This is a genomic window from Bartonella sp. AP1QHHD (assembly GCF_042196265.1).
GTDB lineage: Bacteria > Pseudomonadota > Alphaproteobacteria > Rhizobiales > Rhizobiaceae > Bartonella.
In genome coordinates this window covers 212,068-236,620 of record NZ_JBHIPW010000089.1, presented here as the reverse complement: position 1 = coordinate 236,620, position 24,553 = coordinate 212,068, and the positions used below count along the sequence as shown (strand labels likewise).

The 24,553-nt window shown below is 38.6% G+C and carries 13 protein-coding genes and 1 tRNA gene; 6 read left to right on the top strand and 8 right to left on the bottom strand.

The window, feature by feature from the left end:
• Nucleotides 1–49: 49 nt before the first annotated feature.
• From ACFIME_RS08355 to aroA, 4 genes are all read right to left on the bottom strand, one after another.
• Nucleotides 50–8,620 (bottom strand): GH36-type glycosyl hydrolase domain-containing protein, encoded by an 8,571-nt coding sequence (locus ACFIME_RS08355; protein ID WP_375684786.1) that lies wholly within the window; start codon nucleotides 8,618–8,620, stop codon nucleotides 50–52.
• 226 nt (nucleotides 8,621–8,846) lie between these two features.
• Nucleotides 8,847–10,547, bottom strand: coding sequence for a 30S ribosomal protein S1 (gene rpsA / locus ACFIME_RS08350; RefSeq protein WP_026500132.1), 1,701 nt, complete (start codon nucleotides 10,545–10,547; stop codon nucleotides 8,847–8,849).
• A 133-nt stretch (nucleotides 10,548–10,680) separates the two neighbouring features.
• Nucleotides 10,681–11,328: a (d)CMP kinase gene (gene cmk / locus ACFIME_RS08345; RefSeq protein ID WP_375661976.1), complete on the bottom strand. Its 648-nt coding sequence runs from the start codon at nucleotides 11,326–11,328 to the stop codon at nucleotides 10,681–10,683.
• On the bottom strand, nucleotides 11,325–12,653 hold the full coding sequence (gene aroA / locus ACFIME_RS08340; RefSeq protein ID WP_375633682.1) for a 3-phosphoshikimate 1-carboxyvinyltransferase: 1,329 nt from the start codon (nucleotides 12,651–12,653) through the stop codon (nucleotides 11,325–11,327). Before aroA ends, cmk begins: the two co-directional genes overlap by 4 nt.
• Before the next feature lie 187 nt (nucleotides 12,654–12,840).
• Between aroA and ACFIME_RS08335 the strand changes: the two genes are divergently transcribed.
• Entirely contained in the window at nucleotides 12,841–13,221 is a 381-nt protein-coding gene (locus ACFIME_RS08335; RefSeq protein ID WP_375611400.1) for a TIGR02300 family protein, read from the top strand.
• 117 nt (nucleotides 13,222–13,338) lie between these two features.
• Nucleotides 13,339–13,414, top strand: a tRNA-Ala gene (locus ACFIME_RS08330).
• A 1,599-nt stretch (nucleotides 13,415–15,013) separates the two neighbouring features.
• Here ACFIME_RS08330 and ACFIME_RS08325 read toward each other — a convergent pair.
• Together ACFIME_RS08325 and ACFIME_RS08320 are read right to left on the bottom strand one after the other, a co-directional pair.
• Complete coding sequence (locus ACFIME_RS08325; RefSeq protein ID WP_375661977.1) at nucleotides 15,014–15,601, bottom strand: hypothetical protein; 588 nt, start codon at nucleotides 15,599–15,601, stop codon at nucleotides 15,014–15,016.
• 111 nt (nucleotides 15,602–15,712) lie between these two features.
• Nucleotides 15,713–16,894 (bottom strand): DNA recombination protein RmuC, encoded by a 1,182-nt coding sequence (locus tag ACFIME_RS08320; RefSeq protein WP_375612812.1) that lies wholly within the window; start codon nucleotides 16,892–16,894, stop codon nucleotides 15,713–15,715.
• 90 nt (nucleotides 16,895–16,984) lie between these two features.
• On the opposite strand from ACFIME_RS08320, the gene def reads away from it, so the two are divergent.
• From def to truA, 3 genes are read left to right on the top strand one after another with little or no spacing between them, the layout of a single operon-like run.
• Nucleotides 16,985–17,521, top strand: a complete 537-nt coding sequence (gene def / locus ACFIME_RS08315; RefSeq protein WP_375620854.1) for a peptide deformylase — start codon at nucleotides 16,985–16,987, stop codon at nucleotides 17,519–17,521.
• Nucleotides 17,521–18,450, top strand: coding sequence for a methionyl-tRNA formyltransferase (gene fmt / locus ACFIME_RS08310; RefSeq protein WP_375633681.1), 930 nt, complete (start codon nucleotides 17,521–17,523; stop codon nucleotides 18,448–18,450). The genes def and fmt overlap by 1 nt, the downstream gene beginning before the upstream one ends.
• Nucleotide 18,451: 1 nt before the next feature.
• Nucleotides 18,452–19,195: a tRNA pseudouridine(38-40) synthase TruA gene (truA, locus tag ACFIME_RS08305; RefSeq protein WP_375661978.1), complete on the top strand. Its 744-nt coding sequence runs from the start codon at nucleotides 18,452–18,454 to the stop codon at nucleotides 19,193–19,195.
• A gap of 32 nt (nucleotides 19,196–19,227) precedes the next feature.
• Here truA and ACFIME_RS08300 read toward each other — a convergent pair whose 3' ends face one another.
• Nucleotides 19,228–20,091 carry an LOG family protein gene (locus tag ACFIME_RS08300; RefSeq protein ID WP_375654757.1) on the bottom strand — a complete coding sequence of 288 codons (864 nt, stop codon included), beginning with the start codon at nucleotides 20,089–20,091 and terminating at the stop codon, nucleotides 19,228–19,230.
• A 106-nt stretch (nucleotides 20,092–20,197) separates the two neighbouring features.
• Between ACFIME_RS08300 and dapD the strand changes: the two genes are divergently transcribed.
• On the top strand, nucleotides 20,198–21,046 hold the full coding sequence (gene dapD / locus ACFIME_RS08295; RefSeq protein ID WP_375654759.1) for a 2,3,4,5-tetrahydropyridine-2,6-dicarboxylate N-succinyltransferase: 849 nt from the start codon (nucleotides 20,198–20,200) through the stop codon (nucleotides 21,044–21,046).
• Nucleotides 21,047–21,619: 573 nt separating this feature from the next.
• Here dapD and lepA read toward each other — a convergent pair.
• On the bottom strand, nucleotides 21,620–23,425 hold the full coding sequence (lepA, locus tag ACFIME_RS08290) for a translation elongation factor 4 (protein ID WP_375611467.1): 1,806 nt from the start codon (nucleotides 23,423–23,425) through the stop codon (nucleotides 21,620–21,622).
• Nucleotides 23,426–24,553: the final 1,128 nt, after the last annotated feature.

The window sequence follows — 24,553 nt, the reverse complement described above, 5'->3', positions numbered from 1 at the left end:
ACTCTACAGTTTTGGGCAAGAATAAAAAGCCTGCTCTCTTTTTTCATCTTTAAGATTTGACAATACGCATAATTTCATGCTGACCTGTTTTTTGTAACTTTATCCCTATATGAACTTCGGTATATTCTTTGCTATTAACATAGAGCATATTTTTAGGTCCCCATTTTACTTTAATGCGATAAACGGCATCATAAAACTTCATTGTTGCTTCATATTTTGGCCAAATAGAGGGTAAATGTGGCTGCAAAAACAATAGGTCTCCCTGACGCTGTATTCCAAGAATAGCTTGTGTTGCGGCGCGATAAAACCAACCGGCTGAACCTGTATACCAAGTCCAACCGCCTTGACCACATCGTGGTTCAACAGCATAAATATCTGCGGCCATCACATAAGGTTCAACACGATAAATTTCAGGATCTTGTCCATGGGTAATTGGGTTTATCATAGAAAATAAAGCATAAGCTTTATCGTTTTGTTCCATTTCAGCCAACGCAAAAATACTCCAAATGGCACCATGCGTGTATTGACCACCATTTTCTCGAATTCCTGGAGGATAACCTTTTATATAACCAGGCTCGAGCGTACTTTTATCAAAAGGCGGCCAAAAAAGGCGAATGAGTCCGCCTTTTTTATCATAGAGCTGTTCCAACATTGATTTCATCGCTTGTTTTTGACGTTCAGGCGATGCCATTTGAGAAATGACAGCCCAAGATTGAGCAATGGTATCAATTTGACATTCATCATTGATTTTAGAGCCAAGAGGTGTTCCATCATCAAAATAACCACGTCGATACCAAGCACCATCCCAACCGTTTTTCTCTAGGGATTTTGTTAAATGTTCAAGGTATGTACTCCATATTTGCATATGGCTATTATCACCACGTTTTTGGGCTAAAGAGATAAATGCTTGTAATGTGTACCCAAGAAACCATCCTAACCAAATGCTTTCGCCTTTTCCTTCCACACCAACCAAATTCATACCATCATTCCAATCCCCACCTAAAATAAGAGGGAGACCATGTGGTCCGCAGCGTTTAATGGCAAGGTCTAAAGCTAAAGCACAATGTTCATAAACTGTTGCAACCTTTGAGGATTGGGTGGGTTGAAAATAAGCATCCTGTTGCCCACTTTTGAGAACATCACCTTCAATAAAAGGAATGAGCGTATCAAGAAAAGCGTCATCACCAGTGGTAGTGACATAAAGAGCTGTTGCATATGCAAGCCAAACGATATCATCAGAAATGTATGTACGAACACCAGCATTTGTGTCAGGCAACCACCAATGTTGCACATCACCTTCAAGAAATTGGTGCGCTGCTGCATTTAACAATTGTTCACGTGCTAATTGTGGTTCCAGCAATAACAAAGACAAGCTATCTTGTAACTGGTCACGAAAACCAAATGCACCACTCGCTTGGTAAAAGCCTGCGCGTGCCATGATGCGGCATGCGTAGATTTGATAAGGAAGCCAATGGTTGACCATAAGATTAAAAGAAGCATCAGGTGTTTTGACTTGGAAAGGAGAAACAAAATCACTCCATTGCTGTTTTTGTTTTGTGAGCTGAATTTCAAAATCACTTGCACGTACTTGATTGAGTAATTTTTCAGCTTCTTGCCTATTTTCAGCACTACCAAGATAGAATATGATTTCTTTTGTTTGCCCTGGTTGAAGATCAATATCATAAGCGAATGCTGAACAAGGATCACATCCTGCTTCAATGGTATTCGAAAGAGCACCGGCTTTACGGATCGCATTTGGACGTGTTACGGTTCCCGTTGCACCAATAAATTCAGCGCGATTGGTCGTAGTGCTGGTTGGCATTTCGGATGCTGATAAAAATGTAACTTGTTGAGATTTCTCGATGTGATAGGGATTTTGAATAAAATGTGCACCCCATCTGTCCTCATAAGAGGAAACAATAAAGGGGGCATATTTTGTACGGACATTTCCCAAAACCCATTCAACATAATTATAAAGGCGTAAACTGCGTGGTTTTTTCCCTTCATTCGTAAGGATAAGACGTGAAAAGCGAATAGGTTTTTCGGGATCAAGTGTATGAGTCAGTTCTAATGCGATTTCTGAATGTGTTGATTTAAAAGTTGAGAATCCAAACCCATGACAAGCCTCATAGACAATATTTTCGTCACATTCAACAGTAGAAACGGGTGAGAAACGTTTTAAAGACTGGCGATCAACCAGATAAAGAGCTTCTCCTGGTCGGTTAGACGTTGGATCATTCGCCCAAGGAGTTAGTTGATAATCGCGGCTATTGTTAGCCCAAGTAAAAATTGCACCTTCAGCAGAGACATGAAAACCAAATCTGTGATTAGCAATGACATTAATCCACGGATGCGGTGTAGTGGTACGTCCATGAAGACGTATTACATAATGATTGTGCTGATTAAAACCACCGTAACCATTCCAATATCTTAGATCTTCTCCATTTGGGAGAAAAGAGGATGGTTTTTGTTGGCTAATAAGACCAATGGAAGAAAAAAGATTTTGTTCAGTTTGTGTTGTAAATTGCTGTCCTTCGTTATATCTTGGCAAGTCTAATTGATCATAAGATTCTTGATAATTTTTACGAACTGTGAGATTAAAATCATTCTCATCAAGTCGTTTAAGTTGTTCAGATAAAGAGCCATTTTGGGCATCAAGAACGATACGCGCTGATGCAAGAAGCGTTTTAAAACTATTTTCACTCATTTGATCGCGTCGAAGCATGAAAATATGTTGGCGTTCATCTGCTTTTTGCGTGTGGTGATAATAAGATTCACAGACCCACTCAAGAGCGCGTTGTGTATTTTGTATGTAGGAAAATGTTTGTTCATTAAGAATGACCAAATCAACAATGAGTCCGCGCATACGCCAATATTCATGTGCTTTAAGGAGCTCGCGCAGTACAGTTATATTTCCCTCGTTATTTAATCTAAGAAGACAGAGTGGATTGTCTCCTGAGATAGACATAGGCCAAAGATTAGACTGTTTTCCTATCGTTTTTGCTAATATTTCAGAAGGAAGACGCCACGTTCTTTCTGGATAAATAAGCGGTGTTGCATATTTTTGATAGATAATAGCTTCTTTAAGCTGGGTTCCGCTCTGATACAGTGCGACTTGTGAGCGCGTCCATGCCATTGAAAGTTCTTTTTGAAACATATCAGGTTGTCGATAATGTTTAATATGATTATTTAGCGCTTCTTTTGTATGAGCAGCAAAAGTCCAAAAAATAAGTTCTGCTTTTTCATGGGCTGAAATTTTTATACGGCATCGCAATGACATAACAGGGTCAAGAACACAACCTTGACTATTACTGAAACGAGCATTTTGGTCAAATGCAGTGGGCCGATGAATGGATCGCCCCCGACCAATAAACAGAGAGCGATCTGTTTCAGCTTCTGTCTCTTGGAGAATATCTGTTGTACTAGAAACAAAATGGGCAACATAGATTTCAGGATCACTAGGCGAGCGTTTGCGCCTTTTGGCAAAAATTGTTTTACCTTCTTCAGTAATTTCTGTCTCTATAAACATACGGGAAAAAACAGGATGAACTTGGTCTGTATCCATCGTTGCAAGCGCTAATTCACCATAAGAAGTCACTTCAATGAGTCGGTCTTTATTTGTCGTATTCATCAATTGAATACGTCTCCCTTCGCCACATCCTTCAGATGTAATAAGACATTCAAGTGTTGATTTAATACCATCAACCATTTTTGTATATTCAGCCTTTTCATCTGTAAAAATGCTGACAGCTTCTTCTTCAATAACACGTGTTGGCTCACCAGTAACAGACCACCACCGTCCACTATGCGTATCACGTAAGAAGAATAAAGTACCTTGTTGATCTTCTGTTGCATCAGGAATAAAGCGCGTAATCGCATAATCGTGCCAACGGCTGTAACCAGAACCATTCGCTGTTAACATGGTAGAATAAAAGCCATTAGACAAAAGTAAAGTTGCTCGTGGTTTGAGTAACGGGTTTGTAATAATGCGCAAAGGGGCTGCGTCAAATGCTTGAGACTTATTGCGCATACGATTAACAGCTTTGGTATGAATAATAGGAATGAGATGAGGCGCTCTTTCCTGTAAGAGCAATTGTGTTGCTTCAATAACGGGATCACGGTGAAAACGATCACGCATTCGCCCTTGAAAAATAACATTGTTAAGAGCAAGAATAGACATGCCATGATGGTGCGCATAATAATTGCGTACAATGGCGTATTTTTCTCCTGTTTTCACGCGTGTTGGAGTAAAATCAACAGAGTCATAATAACCATATGTTCCTAAAGCTCCAAGATCACGGAGTCGTTTTAAATTAGCGACAGCGCAAGCAGGAGCATATTGTGCCGCTAGAAGGCTGGCATAGGGAGCAATGACAGCATTGCGTGAAAGACCACGTTGGAGTCCGAGGTTTGGAACACCAAAATGAGCGTATTGGTAATTCATTAAATGATCGCGAGCATTAAATGCGGCTTCTGAAATACCCCATGGCAATTCCCGTTTATGGGCATATTGTATTTGACAACGAATAATCAATCGATTTGTTTGATCTAAGAGAGACCCTAAAGGTTCATGCATTACGAGAGATGGCATAAGATATTCGAACATTGATCCAGACCATGATAGGAGTGCACCTTTCCCACCTATGGGTACGAGAAGTCGACCAAGACGAAACCAATGTTTAAGTTTTATATCTCCTTTTGCGATGGCAAAAAAGCTTGCAAGACGTGCTTCTGAAGCAAGTAGGTCATAACAATTTTCATCGAGTTTGTTTGCTTGAACACGATATCCAATGGATAAGAGATGCCGTTTAGGCTGTTCTAAAAAGTCAAATTTCATATCAAAGGCTATTTGCCGTGCCATTATAGCCAGCCTGTTTAGGTTTTTACGTAATTTTTCAGTATCACAATGAGCAGTCGCATCATGATGATGAGCGTTACAGGTGTCGATAAGGCATTTAGCCCAAGAAAGCGCACGAGCAGATTCTATCGTTTGAATTTTGTGGTCAAGTTCACCGACTAAGTGCACAATATCGTGGGCTGCAAGTGAAAGATCTATGATGTGAGAAGGGACCGTATTTTCTTGTTCTAAAAAAGTGAAGACAGAGTCATGAAAACGAGTGATGTTTTCTTCGATTTTTTGGCGTAAAGAGCGTAAACTGGGTTGATGATCTGGAATTTCTCTGACAGTTTCTTCAAGAATAGCAAGAACATCCGATAAGCCTTCTCGATCACTTTGGAAAAAAAGAGGCGGTTTTTCAGCCCATTCACTTAAAGCAGAAGAGAGTGTTACCAAATGACCGGCAAGATTTCCTGAATCAACGGTTGATACATAAGTAGGCAAAAGAGGCCTGAGTGTCTCCGTTTCATACCAATTATAGAGATGACCACGAAACTTTTCCATTTTTGTAAGAGAGCGTAATGTACATTCAATACGGGTGATGGTCTCTTCAAAACCAATCCAGCCAAAATCACGTGCTGCAATAATAGAAAGGAGATAAACGCCAATATTCGTAGGCGATGTACGTTGAGCAACAAGAGGTTCAGGATCTTCTTGAAAATTATCGGGAGGAAGATGGTTGTTTTGTGCATTGACAAAGGTTGTATAATAAAGCCATGTCCGCCGTGCAATAGAGCGAAGTTTTTTTTCATCTTTTGAAGAAAGATCAAGGCTATCTTGAAAGGTTGAAGGTTGACTCACAATCCAAGCAATAAAGGGTGAAAAAAACCATGCTATCCCAAAAGGCAAAGCAACCAAGCTTGCAAAACTATCAGAAAAAAGAGGGAGTGCTATAGTAAGAATACCAATAAGCGATGCTGGTGCCATTGTAAAAACATAGACACGCAAACTATTGGGCATTGATTTTGTTGCGGCAGAAGTTTTCCATTCAAGAAGATGCTGTTTTGAAATCGTCATACGATAGAGTGTACGAATAATCGCATCGGTCATAAAATATGCCGAATGAGCAAGAAACGTCGTTTTAAGAAATATATCAGCGCTTGTAAGAGCAATTTTGTTCCAAATTAATTGAAAATGTCCACGCAAAGAATGATCTATATTGGATGAGACAAGCGTTTTTAATACACATAGAATGGGTGAAATGAAGGAGCTAAACAACAAGAATAGTTGCCAGACGATTGCACTCTTTAAAGACAAAAAAGCCCATCCTGCAAATGCTGCGATTAACCACATAAGTGGAGTGAGAGAACGACGTAAATTATCCTGCATTTTCCAACGCGTCACGGAACTTATTTGACGGTGGGAAAAAAGATAAGGCAAAAGCTGCCAATCACCGCGGACCCAACGATGATAACGCATAACATCAATATTGTAAGCGGTTGGATAGTCTTCAATGACTTCTATGCTACTTACCAGAGCAGTACGAGCATAACCTCCTTCTAAGAGATCATGACTAAGAGTAGTATTTTCTTTAATTTTGCCATCAAGCGCTTGTTCAAATGCATCAATATTATAAAGACCTTTACCGATAAAGGTGCCTTCTCCTAAAAGATCTTGATAAGTATCAGAAACAGCAAAAACATAAGGATCAATGCCACGGTTTATAGAAAAAACCCGTTGGAGAATTGATGTTTTTTTTCCTGTTGTAAGAGAAGGAATAATGCGTGGTTGTAAAATGCTATAGCCCTTTACAACCTTTCCACTTTGTAGATCAAAAACGGGATGATTGAGTGGATGGTTAAGCTTTCCAACAAGTTTCGCGACGCTCTCTGGAGTAAGACGTGTATCACAATCCAGTGTCATAACAAAACGGCAATCCATAGGAAGATGTGGATTGGGAGGATAAAAGCTTGTATTTTTATCGCCTCTTAAGAGTCGATTAAGTTCATGAAGTTTTCCTCGCTTTCGTTCCCATCCCATCCAACATTTTTCGCTTGTATTATAAAGGCGTCGGCGATGTAAAAGGAAAAAAAGCGGAAGTTCATCACGATGATAACGATTATTGAGTTTATCAATATTCTTTTGCGCATAGTGCAATAAATCAAGATCATCTTGCGTTTCTCTCAATGGAGCATCCACCCAATCTGTAATGAGTGCGAAATGAATGGCACCTTTAGGATTGGAAAGATAGTGCACTTCAAGATTGCGCACTTGTTCATCAATATCATCGCGTGATGTCATCAAAGTAGGTACAACAACCATTGTCCGTGCATGTTTTGGAATACCTTCTTTATATTCATAACCAATGAGTTGTTTTGATGGGACAAACCACGAAACAACAGTATTAAATAAAGCAAAAGCAGCATCGATAGCAGGAAAAAGCGCCAATACAGTAAAGCAAAAAGACATCCATTGTGTCATGCCAGATAGCTGTAAAAGGGCGTAAATTACAAGCAAAAGAGCAAGCGTCAGAAAAGAGACAGGAATGGCGATGACTCTCAATTTTGAGCAACAGGAAGCGCGTGTCCATTTTATGAGAAAGGGCGGAATATATCCACAAGCCTTTTCAAATATACCACAACCATCATCAACAAGGTACCACCCCACACAAGAATGATAAGGCATATCTTTAGAAGTGGAATTTGCCATTTCTACAACTTTATGTGCAACTTCCAGTTCACTAAGAGGCGAAAAGCGAGAAACTTTTTCAATGACTTGTCGATAAATATTGCGTGAGTGAGCATCAATTTCAGAAAAATCACTATTTTTACGCAAAATAGAATCGACACAACTCACTGTTTCAAACCATGCTGTCCAATCAACATCATCTATAGCTTTAAGAGCACGGATAATATTACCCATGGTCACACCATCTGCTGCTTGTCGGGTATGTTCATCGGCTGTTGCAATCTCTAAGCTACTGCCTTGGCTTTTCAATTGCTTTTCAAGCCAAGTTAATGCTACGGTTGAATCGACAGATGCACTGCGCAGGCGATAGAATAAATGTGCTGAAAAAGTTGGATCAACAATAAATGATTTATACTGCGTAAAAAGAGAGTGTAGATTTGTTTTATTTTTTACAAGAGAAATTTTATCTGCCACTTGACTAGCAAGATAGCGCATATGTCGCGCTTTTTCGATACGTACTGAAAGACGACGGACATTTTCAATGAGCAGCATTTGCATAACTGAAGGAAGAGCCCACAATTCACCAATTGTGAGCGCACAAACTTCTTGAAATCCGTTGGTCATAGCAGTGAGTGTTTCTTGTGAAAAGCTGCTATCGGTATGCGCAATATAAAGCCAAGTTAAAGCAAAAATTCGTGGTATTCCGGCTTTGTGTGTAGAAAGAGGAAGTTGCTTTATGAAGGACTTGGGTAGATTACAACGTAGCTTTTGTATGGTTTTATCAATGGTGTAATGATTATCAATGAGCCATTGAGCAGATGGTGCGATGGTTTCATCATTTCGAGCAGCAAAATCACTGGTATGAAAGGCATGAAGAATAAGTTTAGCATTTTCATTCAATCTCTTGCGAAAATCTCCTACTCCTTCATATTCAGGGAGTAAAATTTCTTTACCAGAAGCTATATCATGCCCTAAGTTATAAAGATCTTCCTGTACCTTATAAATTGCACGAAGAGGAAAATCCGTATTAATAAAATGATCTTTTTTCTCTTTTTGAGAAAAAAAGCACTTTATGAAAGGTATTATGCACGTCATAGTGTCCCATTGTTATTCAATTACATCGTTTTTTATTTAAATTTTAAGCATTTTATCTGAATAGTGAACCGTTGTTAGACAAAAAACAAACTTTTTGTTTTTATTTGCAAGCATTTATAATTTTTGTTTAAATAATTTAAAAATAAGCAGACAATTTTTTTAGAAAATAAAAAGGTCACTCCTAATGAGTGACCTTAATAATAAAACCAACTTTAATGATTGATGATTAATCTTGTTCTTGTTTTTTCAAAGCTGCACCCAAAATATCACCAAGAGAAGCACCTGAATCTGTAGAACCATATTGTGCAACAGCTTCTTTTTCTTCTGCAATTTCTAAAGCTTTAATCGATACTGAAATTTTACGTGTTTTTTTATCAAATGCTGTGATGCGAGCATCAACCTTTTGCCCAATTGCGAAACGCTCAGGACGTTGCTCATCACGATCACGCGCAAGATCAGCACGCCGAATGGTTGTCTCAAGGTTGTGGTCAATCAATTTCACACCAATGTCATTGTCGTTAACAGCAATCACTTCGCATGTTACAACTGCACCTTTTCGCAATTCGCCAGAAGCAGCTGCTTCTCCAACTTTATCACTGGAAAGCTGCTTAATTCCAAGAGAAATGCGCTCTTTTTCAATATCAACATCAAGGACCACAGCTTTAACGATATCTCCTTTATTGTAAGTATCAATAACTTGTTCACCAGGACGGTTCCAATCAAGATCAGACAAATGAACCATACCGTCAACATCGCCTTCAAGCCCAATAAACAGACCAAATTCTGTTTTATTTTTGACCTCTCCTTCAATTTGCGAATTGACAGGAAATTTATTGGCAAAAGCTTCCCATGGATTTTCAAATGTTTGCTTTAAGCCAAGAGAAATACGCCGTTTAGAAGGATCAATCTCAAGAACAACCACTTCTACTTCTTGTGATGTAGACAGAATTTTTCCAGGATGAACATTTTTCTTTGTCCAGCTCATTTCAGAAACATGGATCAGCCCTTCAATTCCTGGTTCAATTTCAACAAAACCACCGTAATCAGTAATGTTGGTAACAGCACCCGTAATTTTTTTACCAATCGGATACCGGACACTGATGCTTTCCCAAGGATCACTTTCAAGCTGTTTCATTCCAAGAGAAATACGGTGCGTATCTTGATTAATGCGAATAATCTGCACTTTAATCGTTTGGCCAATTGTGAGCACTTCAGATGGGTGATTAACACGCCGCCATGCCATATCTGTAACGTGCAAGAGACCATCAATCCCACCAAGATCAACAAAGGCACCATAATCTGTAATATTTTTCACCACACCTTCAACGATTTGGTTTTCCTCAAGATTTTGTACGATTTCTGAACGTTGCTCAGCGCGACTTTCTTCTAAAACAGTGCGGCGTGAGACCACAATATTGCCACGACGACGATCCATCTTCAAAATTTCAAAGGACTGTGAATTATGCATGAGAGGTGAAACATCACGAATGGGACGAATATCAACTTGGCTGCGAGGCAAGAAAGCAACTGCACCATCAAGATCGACTGTAAAACCACCTTTTACTTGGCTAAAGATCACTCCATCAACACGTGCACCAGCATTGAATTTTTCCTCCAAACGGACCCAACTTTCTTCGCGCCGTGCTTTTTCACGCGATAAAACAGCTTCACCCATCGCATTTTCAATGCGTTCAATGTAAACCTCAACTTCATCGCCAACTTGCAAAGAACCATCTTTTGCTTTAGCTCCAAATTCTTTGAGAGGAATACGTCCTTCGACTTTAAGACCAGCATCAATAATGGCCATGTCTTTTTCGATTGCAATAACACGACCTTTAACAACAGATCCTTCATTAAGATCATTAGTTTGAAAAGATTCTGTTAAAAGGGCTTCAAAATCCGCTGTTGTGGGATTGTATTGTGACATAGGAACTCCTAATATATACCTTGTATTATAAGGTATGAGCGCTAGGTTAGTGTTAACATAAATAACTCCCTAGCCTTTTTCCTTGAATAAAGGAAAAAAAGTTAGCGCTAGGCTGGAAGTTACCTTAACGAATTTATCCAATTATATGCATTTTTATGATTGGATCAATAAAGCTGCATGCAATTTCAAATGTTGCTTCTATACTCAATTCTGACGTATCAAGCAAGTGGGCGTTTTTTGCTGGTTTTAGTGGACTTTGTTTGCGCGTTATATCGCGACTGTCGCGCTGTTCAAGTTGAGCTAGGATTTCATGATAATTTGCTTGAACACCTTTTTTTAAAATCTCTTGGTAGCGGCGTTTGGCGCGTGTTTGAACATTGGCTAGAATATAAAACTTGATATCGGCATCAGGACAAACAATCGTTCCGATATCACGCCCATCAAGCACACAGCCGGGCAAAACTTTAGCAAAGTTGCGTTGTTTTTCGACAAGAATTTTGCGTACAGCAGGGTTAATTGCTATTTTTGAAGCCGCTTCACCAAGTTCATGAGAAGAAAGAAGAGCAGGATTTAAGGTGTTAAAATCAAGTCCTTTAGCATAAATAATAGCATTTTTTTCATCATTAAGAGCTAAATTTTGCTGTAAAAGCGTATGAGCAACACTACGATAAGTAAGACCAGTATCGAGATGACGAAGGCGATAATGTGCAGCAATTTTGCGTGCTAAGGTTCCTTTGCCTGAGGCAGCAGGTCCATCAATGGCGATAACAAAAGGCTTCACGCGATTTTTCCCCCAAGTTGTTTTATAAAAGGAATAAATTCTGGAAAGCTCGTAGCGATCATTCGTTTATCATCAATGGTAACAGGTTTTTCTGATACAAGCCCAAAAATGAGAAAACACATAGCAATTCGATGATCAAGATGTGTGGCAACATACCCACCCCCCAAACCTTTGGCAGAACCTTTTCCATAAACAATAAGAAAATCTTGACCTTCTTCACAGTCTACACAATTAATTTTTAATCCTTGAGCAACAGCAGACAATCGATCTGATTCTTTTACACGCAATTCTTCAATTCCTAGCATAACTGTTTTGCCTTCTGCAAAGGCTGCTGCTACTGCCAAAGCAGGATATTCATCTATCATCGATGAAGCACGTTCTTTGGGCACCGTAACGCCTCTAAGGACCGATGATTTTATCCGTAGATCAGCAACATCCTCTCCACCTGTTTGACGTCGGTTCAAAAATTCAATTTGAGCACCCATTTCCCACAATGTTTCGATAAGTCCTATTCGAGAGTTATTTATCAAAACATTTTCAATGGTGATATCAGAGTCTTCTATAAGAAGGGCTGCGATAATTGGAAAAGCAGCAGAAGAAGGATCACCCGGAATATGAATCGTTTGTCCAGTAAGATGGGGTTGACCATTAAGATGAATCAAACGCGCACCTTCGTTATCTTTTTCTATTTCAAGTTGCGCACCGAATGCTTTTAACATTTTTTCCGTATGATCTCGTGTCAGAACTGGTTCAATAACAGTTGTAGTGCCGGCGGTATTGAGTCCAGCAAGCAGGATTGCTGATTTAATTTGGGAGGAAGCTATTGGAACACGATAACGAATCGGATTAGCCATTTTCGGACCATAAAGCGTTAAAGGAAGGTGATCGTCGCGCGTTGCCTCAATTTCAACCCCCATGAGACGCAGTGGATCAAGGATACGTCCCATTGGACGTTTAGAGAGAGAAGCATCACCAATAAAGGTTGTTTTCATATGATACGGACCAACCATTCCCATAACCAAACGAGCACCTGTTCCAGCGTTTCCAAAGTCTAAAGGTTTTTGTGCAGCTAAAAGGCAACCATTCCCTGTTCCTCGTATGATCCAGAAGTCTTCTTTTTTAATAATACAGGCACCCATAGCTTGCATAGCAGCAGCTGTATTGAGTACATCAGCGCTTTCAAGTAATCCATGAATATATGTCTCACCACTTGCTAATCCTCCCAATATAAGAGAGCGATGAGAGATTGATTTATCTCCTGGTATTTGAATTTTTCCAGAGAGACTACTCGATTTATAGGTGGTTATAGGGATTGCTTTTTGCATGGAAATTCTATTTAATTCTATCTAACTTTTATGAAATTGTGCATCCTTTAGCACATGCTTTAAAAGACGTCATGAAAAAATCACTGTGGAACAGTGTATTTATCTTTGACAAAGGTATTATTTTTCGATTAAGCACCATAAAATTTATCTTTTAATGGAATAATAGTTAATCAAAGAGGCACGGTTTATGGCAAAACAAGAACTTGGAACTAAACGTGTTGATCCAGAAACAGGAAAAAAATTTTACGATCTAAATCGCGATCCTATTGTGTCGCCCTATACAGGAATTTCTTATCCGCGTTCTTACTTTGAAGTTGCAGCAGCTGAAGCAAATAATGAAGAAGAAGTTGATACTGAAGAGCTTGATACAGCACTTGAAAAATCTGCTTTTATGCTTCTTGAAGATGATGATGTGGATTCTAAAGATGACGATCTTCCTGATTTAGAAGATAGTGATGTAGATCTTGGTGATGATGATGATACATTTTTGTCTCATGATGGTGACGATGAAGATGATGACGTTACTGATATTCTCGGAGGCGGTGTTTCTAATGATGACGATGCTTAAAAGAAGTAAAAGAGGACATCTTTTCCATTGAATGTAAATTCTTCTTGATCTTCAATTTTGATCGTTCTAGAAAAGCTGGAATTGTATACTGTCTTTTTGGGACAATTTGTTTTTATAGGGGCTATAGCTCAGCTGGGAGAGCGCTTGCATGGCATGCAAGAGGTCAGCGGTTCGATCCCGCTTAGCTCCACCAAAAAGACCAACTGTTCTATCAAGGGAATCAATTATAATAAAAGATGTGTGCATCAATTTAAAAGGTTTATGTGCTATTTAATTATCATTCCAATAGCGCCTGTTCCTTGCATTTTAATGATATTATAATACATTTTTAATCATTTGTTGGATTATAAAATTTACTGTCGCAACCGTGAAAGTAGATAATTTTTTTATGCTTTGCACAGAAATAGAAAATGAGCTGTTTAACTTACGCCTTGTCTTAAAGGACAAAATTTGAATTTCCTTTACCACAATATTTCCACAAATATCATAATATGTTGGTTACCGGTATATTTTTAAAAGATATGAAGTACTTAAACAAAGAGTAGAGAATAAAATATTAAAATATACTTCTCAATTATTGCGAATCAGAACTTTTTTCGAGTATTTTTAGCCTGATCAGATGTTCTGCCAATTAAAAATTATCCACCTTGAGTAGCGTATACCTGCTCAATACTAAGGTATATTAACACTTAAATAATATATTGAATCAATTAATTTTTTCCTTGCACGTCATAAACAAGGTCGAGGTGTAAGAGCAAAGTGGTGCCATCATTATATGTGCTAATTCCCAATGTTACGGATAATTCTTACATTTGAGAATGTATGTTCATAAAAAAACATTTTTAGTCTTTTCTTTCACAGTTTTTATCCACATACCCATTGTGCTTGTTATGTGCAAGCCAATGGTTTTATTGATTCAGCCTCAAGAAATCTGAAACGATAAAACCCTACGCCATTCGAGATTCTTACTTTAATATGAATAACGATATATTATCTTTATAAATCAACATCTTAAACCATTTAAGAAAAAGAATAAAAATGCTTCTCATAAATATTCTCAAATGCAAAAGCTATCACAACATTGGAGACTGACTTGTTACTTCATAGGCGTTACAAATCTTTCTCTGAATATGCCCTACCCTGAATATTCATTGTGTGTAAAGTTGCATATACCTTATCATCCTATAAACGGAAGTGTTTTTACAATACAATAAGATAACTTCTTTCAATTAAGATGAACTGGATGGACGAGTATGTTTTATTTCATACAATACTAAATACACTTAGTTTTTTTGAAGACTGTAGCGCCCTCTTTATACAAAACAACGTTTTTTCGTTTAATGCATTTCTCGTTTTTTTATATTGAATATTTTACCCTTTTTATGATGCCCGAATTGCATTTGTTTTAATTGCTATTTTATACGCTTAACAAAGAAAATATTCATATAATAATCAGCCAGTAATACGCATAATGAAAATAAAAAATGATATTATATTTTAAAATTTTTCTTCAATAACCTCTAGTACTTAGCCCAATGCGAAATGCCAACACTAAATAGAAGATGGTTTCTATTATAAATTTTTTTAACAAAGGAAGTAAAAATGTCGAGAGTATCTTCAAATATATTGTGTATTGCAAAAGCTTTCTGTCGCTTGAGTTTATTCTAAAAAATAACAATTTATTTCATTGAACGATCGGAAAAACGACACTATTTTATCATATTATGCGGAATTTTGCTTTTGAATAATTTTATCCCATCAATTCCCTGACTGAGATTTTCAAAAATCTTCCCTAATGCCATCCACATCTTTTTAATTGCTGTTCATAGAGCCTCGATATCCTTGCCATGCGCTGTGCTGTCTGTGAAAGCGCAGCACTGACATGCCCACCACTACGTGCATAAGCACCATGCCCCATATGATAATTTAAATAAAGGCTATATGCATCATCAAACCTCACCCCATTGCGTTGAACACTTTGGCTATGATACCAAGCAACAAAATCAGCAGCATCTGCGAAATTCGTACGCCATGCAAAAGACTTTCCTGTAGAGCGAAGATACATTGCCCATGTACTATCAAGCGCTTGAGCATAACCATAAGCTGTCGACCGACGCTTCCATGGAATAAAACCAAGTAGTTTTTTGCGTGGAGGACGTGCATTGTGACGAAAGCTCGATTCCATCTTAATGGTTGCAAGAATAATAGGCATAGGAATTCCATAGCGCATTTCCGCTCTTTGAGACACCTTACCCCAATTGTCAAAAAAACCATTTTTTTGTGCTAAAATAGCACAAGCATTATTTGTGTGGATGGGAGTGGTTGTTGTACATCCCTCTAGCAAAAACACCAGTGCCCCTAAAAACAAAAGGTGTCGCATATTCCTATTCCTCTCGTTTAAGAAATAAAACAAGATAGAGATACTAAAAAATGATTACCAATCAATAAAGAACATGATCTAACTTGTAATATTTAAGAAGCTTGCTTTGCTTTATTCCTCATCAGCAAAACGCAATGTTTGCGACTGAGCCAATGTTGTCATTTTTGTTGGTTCAGAGTAATTTTCTTTTAATTCGACAGTTTCAATGCGATTTGCCCGTTTCATGATTTTGGAGGACGATATCAAAATTCCCTCTATATCTTCACCTGCTTTATGAAAGTGCTTCTGTAGTGCGCGAACACGCGTATCCATTCGTCCAAAATCTTCCATCAATTTTGCTACTTCTGATTGAATTAAATGCGCTTGTTCACGCATCCGCGCATCTTTCATAATGGTTTGTACCACTTGGACAGAGAGCATCAACAAAGATGGTGAAACAATAATCACATGGGCTCTATTGGATTTTTGTACCAATGCCTCAAAGTCCTCATAAATTGTTGCGAAAATCGATTCAGATGGCACAAAAAGGAAAGCAGTGTCATGGGTTTCTCCAGGAATCAAATATTTTTGTGCAATATCACGAATATGAACTTCCATATCGGTACGAAATTGGCGTTCTGCCTCTTGACGCTCTTGCGCTGATTCTGCCTTACGCATAGCATTCCAAGCTTCCAGAGGAAATTTAGCATCAACAACAAGAGAAGGAGCTTTATTGGGCATATGAATGAGACAATCTGGGCGCTTTCCATTGGAAAGAACAGCCTGAAAAGCATAAGCGTTTGTTGGTAAGGCATCGGCAATAATTGCTTCCATCCGCCCTTGACCGAAAGTACCACGCGTCTGCTTATTGCTTAAAATGGACTGCAACTGAACAACTTGTCCCGTAAGCGATTGAATATTATTTTGTGCTGCATCAATCACTGCTAAACGTTCTTGCAAACGATTCAAATTTTCATAAGTGGATTTGGTCTGTACCTGAAGTGTTTGGCCTAAGCTTGTTGTCATCCCATTGAGTTGCTCACTGAGTGATTTATTCAATTCAGCTTGCCGTTGACCAAAAATTTCCGCCATCGTTTGCATTCGTCCTTGCATTTCAGCTTGTGTTTTCAGCAAAGTAGCCATCTGCATTTGTGCCTCACGTGCGCGTTCAGCAATTTCATTTTCCAAAAATGCTTTTTTTCGATGAGAATGTATCAACATAAAAAATGCCAAACAGACAAGTATAAATAAAAGCAAAAGCATTAGTTTAGAAAAAAAATCACCAGCGAGTATGGAAAAAAACGAATCAAACATAAATTGTAATATAACGCTCTTATTGTAAAAAAACGCAAGAATCCGTTATTCAATATTGACCAATAACAAACCATTGATTAATCTCTACTTATGCCAATGAGATCTTTAGTTACTTTACCTGATCCGATTTTACGGGAAGTGTCCAAACCTGTTGAGCAGGTCGATTCAGCTCTCCAAAAACTTGCGGATGACATGTTGGAAACCATGTATAATGCTAAGGGCGTTGGTCTTGCTGCTATTCAAATTGGTATACCGCTACGTATGTTGGTTATAGATGTCTCTGGAAATTCTGAAGATGAGCAGAAAAAACCACTTGTTATTATCAACCCTGAAATTTTATGGCTTTCAGATGAGCGTAATATTTACAAAGAAGGTTGTCTTTCTATTCCTGATTATTTTGCAGAGGTTGAACGTCCTAAACGCCTTCGTGTTCGCTATCAGAACCGTGAAGGAAAACAAACAGAAATTGAAGCAGACGATCTCTTAGCAACTTGCTTGCAGCATGAAATTGATCATTTAGATGGGCGCCTTTTTATTGATTACATTTCAAAGATCAAACGCGATATGGTGATACGAAAATTTAAAAAACGCGCAAAAGAAAAAAACATGCAGGAAGCAGTTTTGTAATGGCTTTACGATTAAGTTTTATGGGAACACCAGATTTTTCTGTTCCTATTTTACATGCTTTACTGGATGCAGGTCATGATGTTGTTGCTGTTTATAGTCAACCCCCTCGCCCAGCAGGACGTCGAGGGCTTAAATTAATCCCCTCACCTGTTCACAATGTAGCAAAAAAGAAATCCATTCCTGTCTTCACGCCTCAAACACTTAAAACAGCCGAACAACAGGAGCAATTTGCAGCACTTTCTGTTGATGCTGCTATTGTCGTGGCTTATGGACTCCTTTTACCTAAAGCTATTCTCGAAACGCCGCGTTTTGGTTGTTTTAATGCCCACGCTTCACTCTTACCACGTTGGCGTGGTGCTGCGCCTATTCAACGAGCAATTATGGCTGGTGATAAAGAAACAGGTATCATGATCATGAAAATGGATGAAGGGCTTGATACGGGGCCTATCGCTCTTTCTCGCTCCATCCCCATTACTGATAACACCACCACTGCTGAGCTTTCAAACAGACTTTCACATATTGGCGCAGAACTTATGGTAGAGACTTTATCAACTCTTGAAAAAGGACAACTTAAACTGACCCCACAATCAGAGGAAGGCATTACCTATGCGGCCAAAATTAGAAAAGAAGAGACCCGCATTGATTGGACAAAACCTGCAGAGTTTATTCATAGGCATATTCGCGCGCTCTCTCCCTCTCCTAGTTGCTGGTGCAACATGAATATCGGTGGACGAGAAGAACGTGTAAAAATTCTTGATAGTCGCTTAACAACAGGTCCTTCTCTTGAAATTGGACGGATAGAACCAGATTCTTTGATTATCCATTGTGGGCAAGGACGGATAGAAATAACCTCTCTCCAAAGATCTGGCGGTAAAATTCTTGAGTGCGCAACATTTTTGCGAGGTGCTCATATTTCTGCTGTTTTTTAAGATGCCACGTTTTAAACTCACTCTTGAATATGATGGTTCAAATTATGCTGGTTGGCAGCGTCAAGCAAAACTTCACACTATACAAGGAGCTCTTGAACAAGCACTCTTTTCCTTTAGTGGACAACAATTGACCATAACAACAGCAGGACGAACGGATGCAGGAGTACATGCTACGGGACAAGTTGCGCATGTTGATTTTGAAAAAAACTGGCATCCCCATACTGTACGTGATGCGCTCAATGCTCTTTTACGAAAACAGGGAGAAGTAATTTCAATCCTAAACGTAGAAAATGTCCCTGATGACTTTGATGCACGATTTTCCGCTATAAAACGCCATTATCTTTTTAAAATACTTAATCGTCGCTCTCCACCAGCCTTAAATGCCAAACGCGTGTGGTGGTTGCCAAAGCCTCTTAATGCTGACGCCATGCATGAAGCAGCGCAAAAGCTTGTAGGACAACATGATTTTACAACTTTCCGTTCAGCACACTGCCAAGCCAAAAGCCCTATTCGCACCCTTGAACGCCTCGATATTCAAAGAGAAGGTGAAGAAATTTTCCTTTATGCACAAGCTCGTTCTTTTCTTCATCATCAAATCCGTTCATTCGCAGGAAGCCTCATGGAAGTGGGTATTGGACGTTGGACAGCTCAAGATCTCGAAACAGCTCTTCATGCTAAAGATCGTAAACGTTGTGGTGTTGTTGCCCCCCCCTCAGGACTTTATTTAACCAAAGTAGAGTATTAATGATCCTTCAAGAGTGAACATCTCAAAAGTCGTTAAAGCAGTTTATAAAAAGAACGAATTTCTTCAAAAGCTTCTGCTGCTGTATTAACAAATTTTACAAAATTAATATCAGTAGGAGAAATTGTACCTTGTGCAGACAGATACTCAAAATTGACAGTATTGCTCCAAAATTCTTTGCCAAACAATAAAATTGGTACCTGTTTCATACGCCCCGTCTGTACTAAAGTTAATGTCTCAAACAGTTCATCCAGAGTCCCAAATCCTCCAGGGAAAATGGCTAGGGCTTTCGCTCGTACTAAAAAATGCATTTTGCGCATCCCCAAATAATGAAAATTGAAACATAAATGCGGCGACACATACGAATTAGGCTCTTGCTCATGTGGTAAAATAATATTCAAGCCAATCGTTGGAGCACCAACATCACAAGCACCACGATTTCCCGCCTCCATGATTCCTGGTCCGCCCCCCGTAACAACCACAAATTCACGATATTGTGTCGTAGCAGAATAAAGTGAGCACAAACGTGCAAACTCTCTTGCTTCATCGTAATAATGTGACATAGCATGCAAATTTTTCTTTTGTATTTCATTCTTTGCAGCCCACGCTGCTTGCCCAGGTTCAGGAATACGCGCACCACCAAACAAAACAACTGTTGATTGAATATCATATTCTTTAAGGGTTATTTCCGGCTTTAAAAATTCAAGACTAATACGTTGTGAGCGCAGCTCTGGACGCATCATAAAATCTTGATCGATATAGGCTAAACGATAAGTAGACGAACGCACCTGTGCTGAATTAGAGACTTTATGGATCTGTTGTAGAGCATCCTTCGTATGGAGAAGTGGTGTCCAGTTTTCTTGCTCCCTTTTTCTTTTTTCTTTACAGCCTTTTTTCATGCACCTGTCCTACTTCCTCATCGTTTTATTGACTGAACACATTTCTTCGCGTAGTTCATAGAGAATAAATCTTGAAGCTTTCAACTTGTTTAACGGAACTCTCGTCATGACCCATATCACACAACTTGAAATTATTATCGAACAAGCTTTTGACGATCGCGATTCCATCGATACTACCACAAAAGGCGAAATACGTGAGAGTGTTGAACATGCATTGAACCTTCTTGATAAAGGTGAAATCCGTGTTGCAGAACGACAAAAAAATGGACAATGGCATGTTCATCAATGGTTGAAAAAAGCGGTTTTGCTCTCTTTTCGGCTTAATCCTATGCAAATTATTACTGGTGGAATCAATGGGACACATTGGTGGGATAAAGTTCCTTCAAAATTCTCTGGTTGGCAAGAGGCAGATTTTAAAAGTGCTGATTTCCGTTCCGTTCCTGGAGCCATTGTACGTCATTCTGCTTACATTGCACCCAATGTTATATTGATGCCATCCTTTGTCAATCTTGGTGCTTTTATCGATGAGGGCACAATGGTTGATACATGGACCACCGTTGGTTCTTGTGCACAAATTGGTAAACATGTCCATCTTTCTGGCGGTGTTGGTATTGGAGGTGTTTTAGAACCACTGCAAGCAAATCCAACAATCATTGAAGATCATTGCTTTATCGGTGCTCGCTCTGAAATTGTTGAAGGCTGTATTATCCGTGAAGGTGCTGTTTTGGGAATGGGAGTCTTTATTGGAAAATCAACAAAGATTATTGATCGTACAACAGGTGAAATTTTTATTGGTGAAGTACCAGCCTATTCAGTGGTTGTACCAGGTTCTCTCCCTGGAAAACCTTTACCAAATGGTGAAGCAGGACCTAGCCTTTATTGTGCTGTTATTGTAAAACGCGTTGATCAAAAAACACGAGAAAAAACATCCATTAATGATCTTTTACGTTCTTAGACACAAGATTAATGCATAATAATATTTCATCGTTTTTTAACTTGAATAATAACCTCGAATACAAGGATTCTCTCATTTCAAATCCTTTCATAGTGAATCAATCACTATCATTTCCTTACACGTTACAAACGCAGTTGGTGTGTGGGTAAGAAACACTTTAAGAAAAGAGTGAAATACTTTTAATGAATTCTCTCAAGTGATAAGGGCTGTCATAATATTTTGAGCTGAAAAAGAGTATGATGGGTGCGCTTTGCACCTTTCTGACGCGTAAAAGCGGTAATGCCAAATGGATTTTATATCATTCACAGTGTATTTTACGTTATATTTTTCATAGCCCCCGTTGTGAAATGGAGTTTGATGTATTGAGTGATGATTTACGAAAACGAGCACGCCAATATGCAACATAAATGTATTTTGTTTAAAGCATTCTGTTTTACGTGAGAAAGTGACACCATTACGCAATACACAAAAACATGAAGCACGGCGCAATTCTATTTAAAGTATCCTTTAAACACCTGAACCAATCGACAAAAGCAAAAGCGCAATCAATGAGAGAAAATACCCCTTTTTTCATTATTTGTTCATTTTGAGCGCTTGAATAAATGCCGATTGTGGAATTTCTACTTTTCCAAATTGGCGCATCCGCTTTTTGCCTTCTTTTTGCTTTTCCAAAAGTTTGCGCTTACGTGTAACATCACCCCCGTAACATTTCGCTGTTACATCTTTACGCAAAGCACGAATCGTTTCGCGCGCTATAACTTTACCACCAATAGCCGCTTGAACTGGAATCTGAAACATATGCTGAGGAATAAGATCTTTCAGTTTTTCACACATTGAACGCCCGCGCTTTTCTGCAATCGTGCGGTGAACAAGCATCGATAATGCATCAATAGGCTCTCCATTCACCAAAATAGACATTTTAACTAAATCACCTTCTGCATAATCTGTCATTTGATAATCAAAAGAAGCATAACCCTTTGAAATCGATTTTAGCCGATCATAAAAATCAAAAACAACTTCATTCAGTGGTAAATCATACGTTACCATAGCACGGGTTCCAACATAGGACAAACCAACCTGTACCCCACGCCGCTCTTGGCATAGCTCTAAAATTGACCCAAGATAATTATCAGGAGTCATGATTGTCGCTCGAATCCATGGTTCTTCTATGGAAGAAATTTTAACCACATCAGGCATATCCGCTGGATTGTGCAACTCTTTAACAGAACCATCATTCATATTCATGCGATAAACAACTGAAGGTGCTGTCGCAATTAAATCCAAATTAAACTCACGCTCTAATCGCTCTTGAATAATTTCAAGATGCAGAAGTCCCAAAAAACCACAGCGAAAACCAAACCCCAAAGCCGCAGACGTTTCCATTTCAAAAGAAAAACTCGCATCATTTAAGCGTAATTTGCCCATGGCTGCACGCAAATCATCAAAATCGGCAGCATCAATTGGAAAAAGTCCACAAAAGACAACAGGTTGCGCCGGCTTAAAACCAGGCAAAGCATTTTCACAAGGACGACGCTCTTCAGTAATCGTATCCCCAACCCGTGTATCTGCTACCTCTTTGATAGAAGCAGTGATAAAACCAATCTCGCCCGGTCCTAACTCATCAACCTGTACCATTTTAGGTGTAAAAACCCCAACGCGCTCAACTGGATATTTTGCTCCTGTACCCATCATACGAATGGTTTGGCCTTTTTTTAAAATACCATCTATCACCCGTACCAAAACAATGACACCAAGATATGCGTCATACCAGCTATCAACCAACATTGCTTTCAAGGGATTTGCAACATCGCCTGTATGTGGAGGTGGTAATTGTGCAACAATTGCCTCCAGAACATCAGGAACTCCCAAACCTGTTTTTGCTGATATTTCTACTGCTTGAGATGTATCAATGCCTATCACATCTTCAATTTGTTCTTTAACACGCTCAGGTTCTGCTGCTGGAAGATCAACTTTATTGAGAACAACAACCAACTCATGGGAATTATCAATGGCTTGATAAACATTTGCTAACGTCTGCGCCTCTACGCCTTGGCTTGCATCCACCACCAACAGAGAACCTTCACAAGCTGCCAATGAACGCGAAACCTCATAAGCAAAATCCACATGACCAGGTGTATCCATAAGATTTAAAATATAGGTTTCACCATTCTTTGCTTTATAGTGTAAACGTACCGTCTGTGCTTTAATAGTAATTCCACGTTCACGCTCAATATCCATGGAATCGAGTACTTGTTCTTTCATCTCACGTGTATCAAGCCCACCTGTTATTTGAATCAAACGATCAGCTAAAGTGGATTTGCCGTGATCAATATGCGCCACGATGGAAAAATTACGAATATAATTACGATCTATTGTCATATAATGCGATTTAGCAAAGAATAATACAAAACGCAAAGACCAATTATGCTCCGGCTTCTATCAAAAGAATATAAACCTAAAAAGCTTCTCAAAACACAACTTTTTATAGCCTAAAAAATGAGGCTTTTGTTTGCTAAATTAAATCCAAGGGTGCTAAAATGATCCTTTCACATCTTATTTGATAACTCATATGCTGTAGTAAGCTGGCACCATCACACACTTTGCCAACCTCCAATATTACGACGATCCTTTACACTTGAAAAAGTTTATAAGAGATATGCCTTTCTTGTACAGTCTTTACCCACATGCCCCCCACCCACTTGTGATGTGTAAGCAAGTGATTTGGATTGATTTAACATGAAAATGATTTGAAGTGAGAAAGTTTTACAGTATTCAGGGTTCTAACTCAATGTGAATAATGATATATTATAATTATAAATCAATGTATTATCATATTTATATGATGGGCGTGTATATCATTTAGGCTTGCAATAAATTCGCAAGAAATGCTTTTTTATTTGTATGCAATAATCTTCTTTTTTAGCAATCTTATATAAGATAACATGAATATCGAGGGAGTTTCTTCTCAATTTTTAAAACTTTAGAAATATGCTCTATTGAGTGATGTTTTTATATACTTTTTATATAACTCCTTCTTTCCTCTATTAAAGATAAAACACACCAATCCTCTTTGATTCATTGGATAACGCATTGATTTATAATGATGCTCTGTGGTTTTTCTATACTTCATGTGGACCGTCAATGAATATGATGTATATTGAGAAAATTATCTTTTAAAAAACGATTTAATGTACAACGTTATGGGGTACTTTGGACGTTCTATTTTGCGTGAGAAGCGTAACTCTATTAAAGGACAAAAGAAATAACGTGCGACAGTGCATAGTTTTCATTATTCAAAAACATTACCGTAGATGTTTTTGAAAGTTGTAAAGCCGAATTTAAAGATGGGCGTTAATTTTTACCTTTATATCACCTCATGCTTTGGCTTAATAAAGGTTGTCTGCCCGTTTCAGAAGTTAGGCAAACAGATAGAAGCATACTATTTCTCCAATTTGGCATGCAAAAGCTGGAATAACTTATAGAACTTCTTAATCATCTTAATATTAA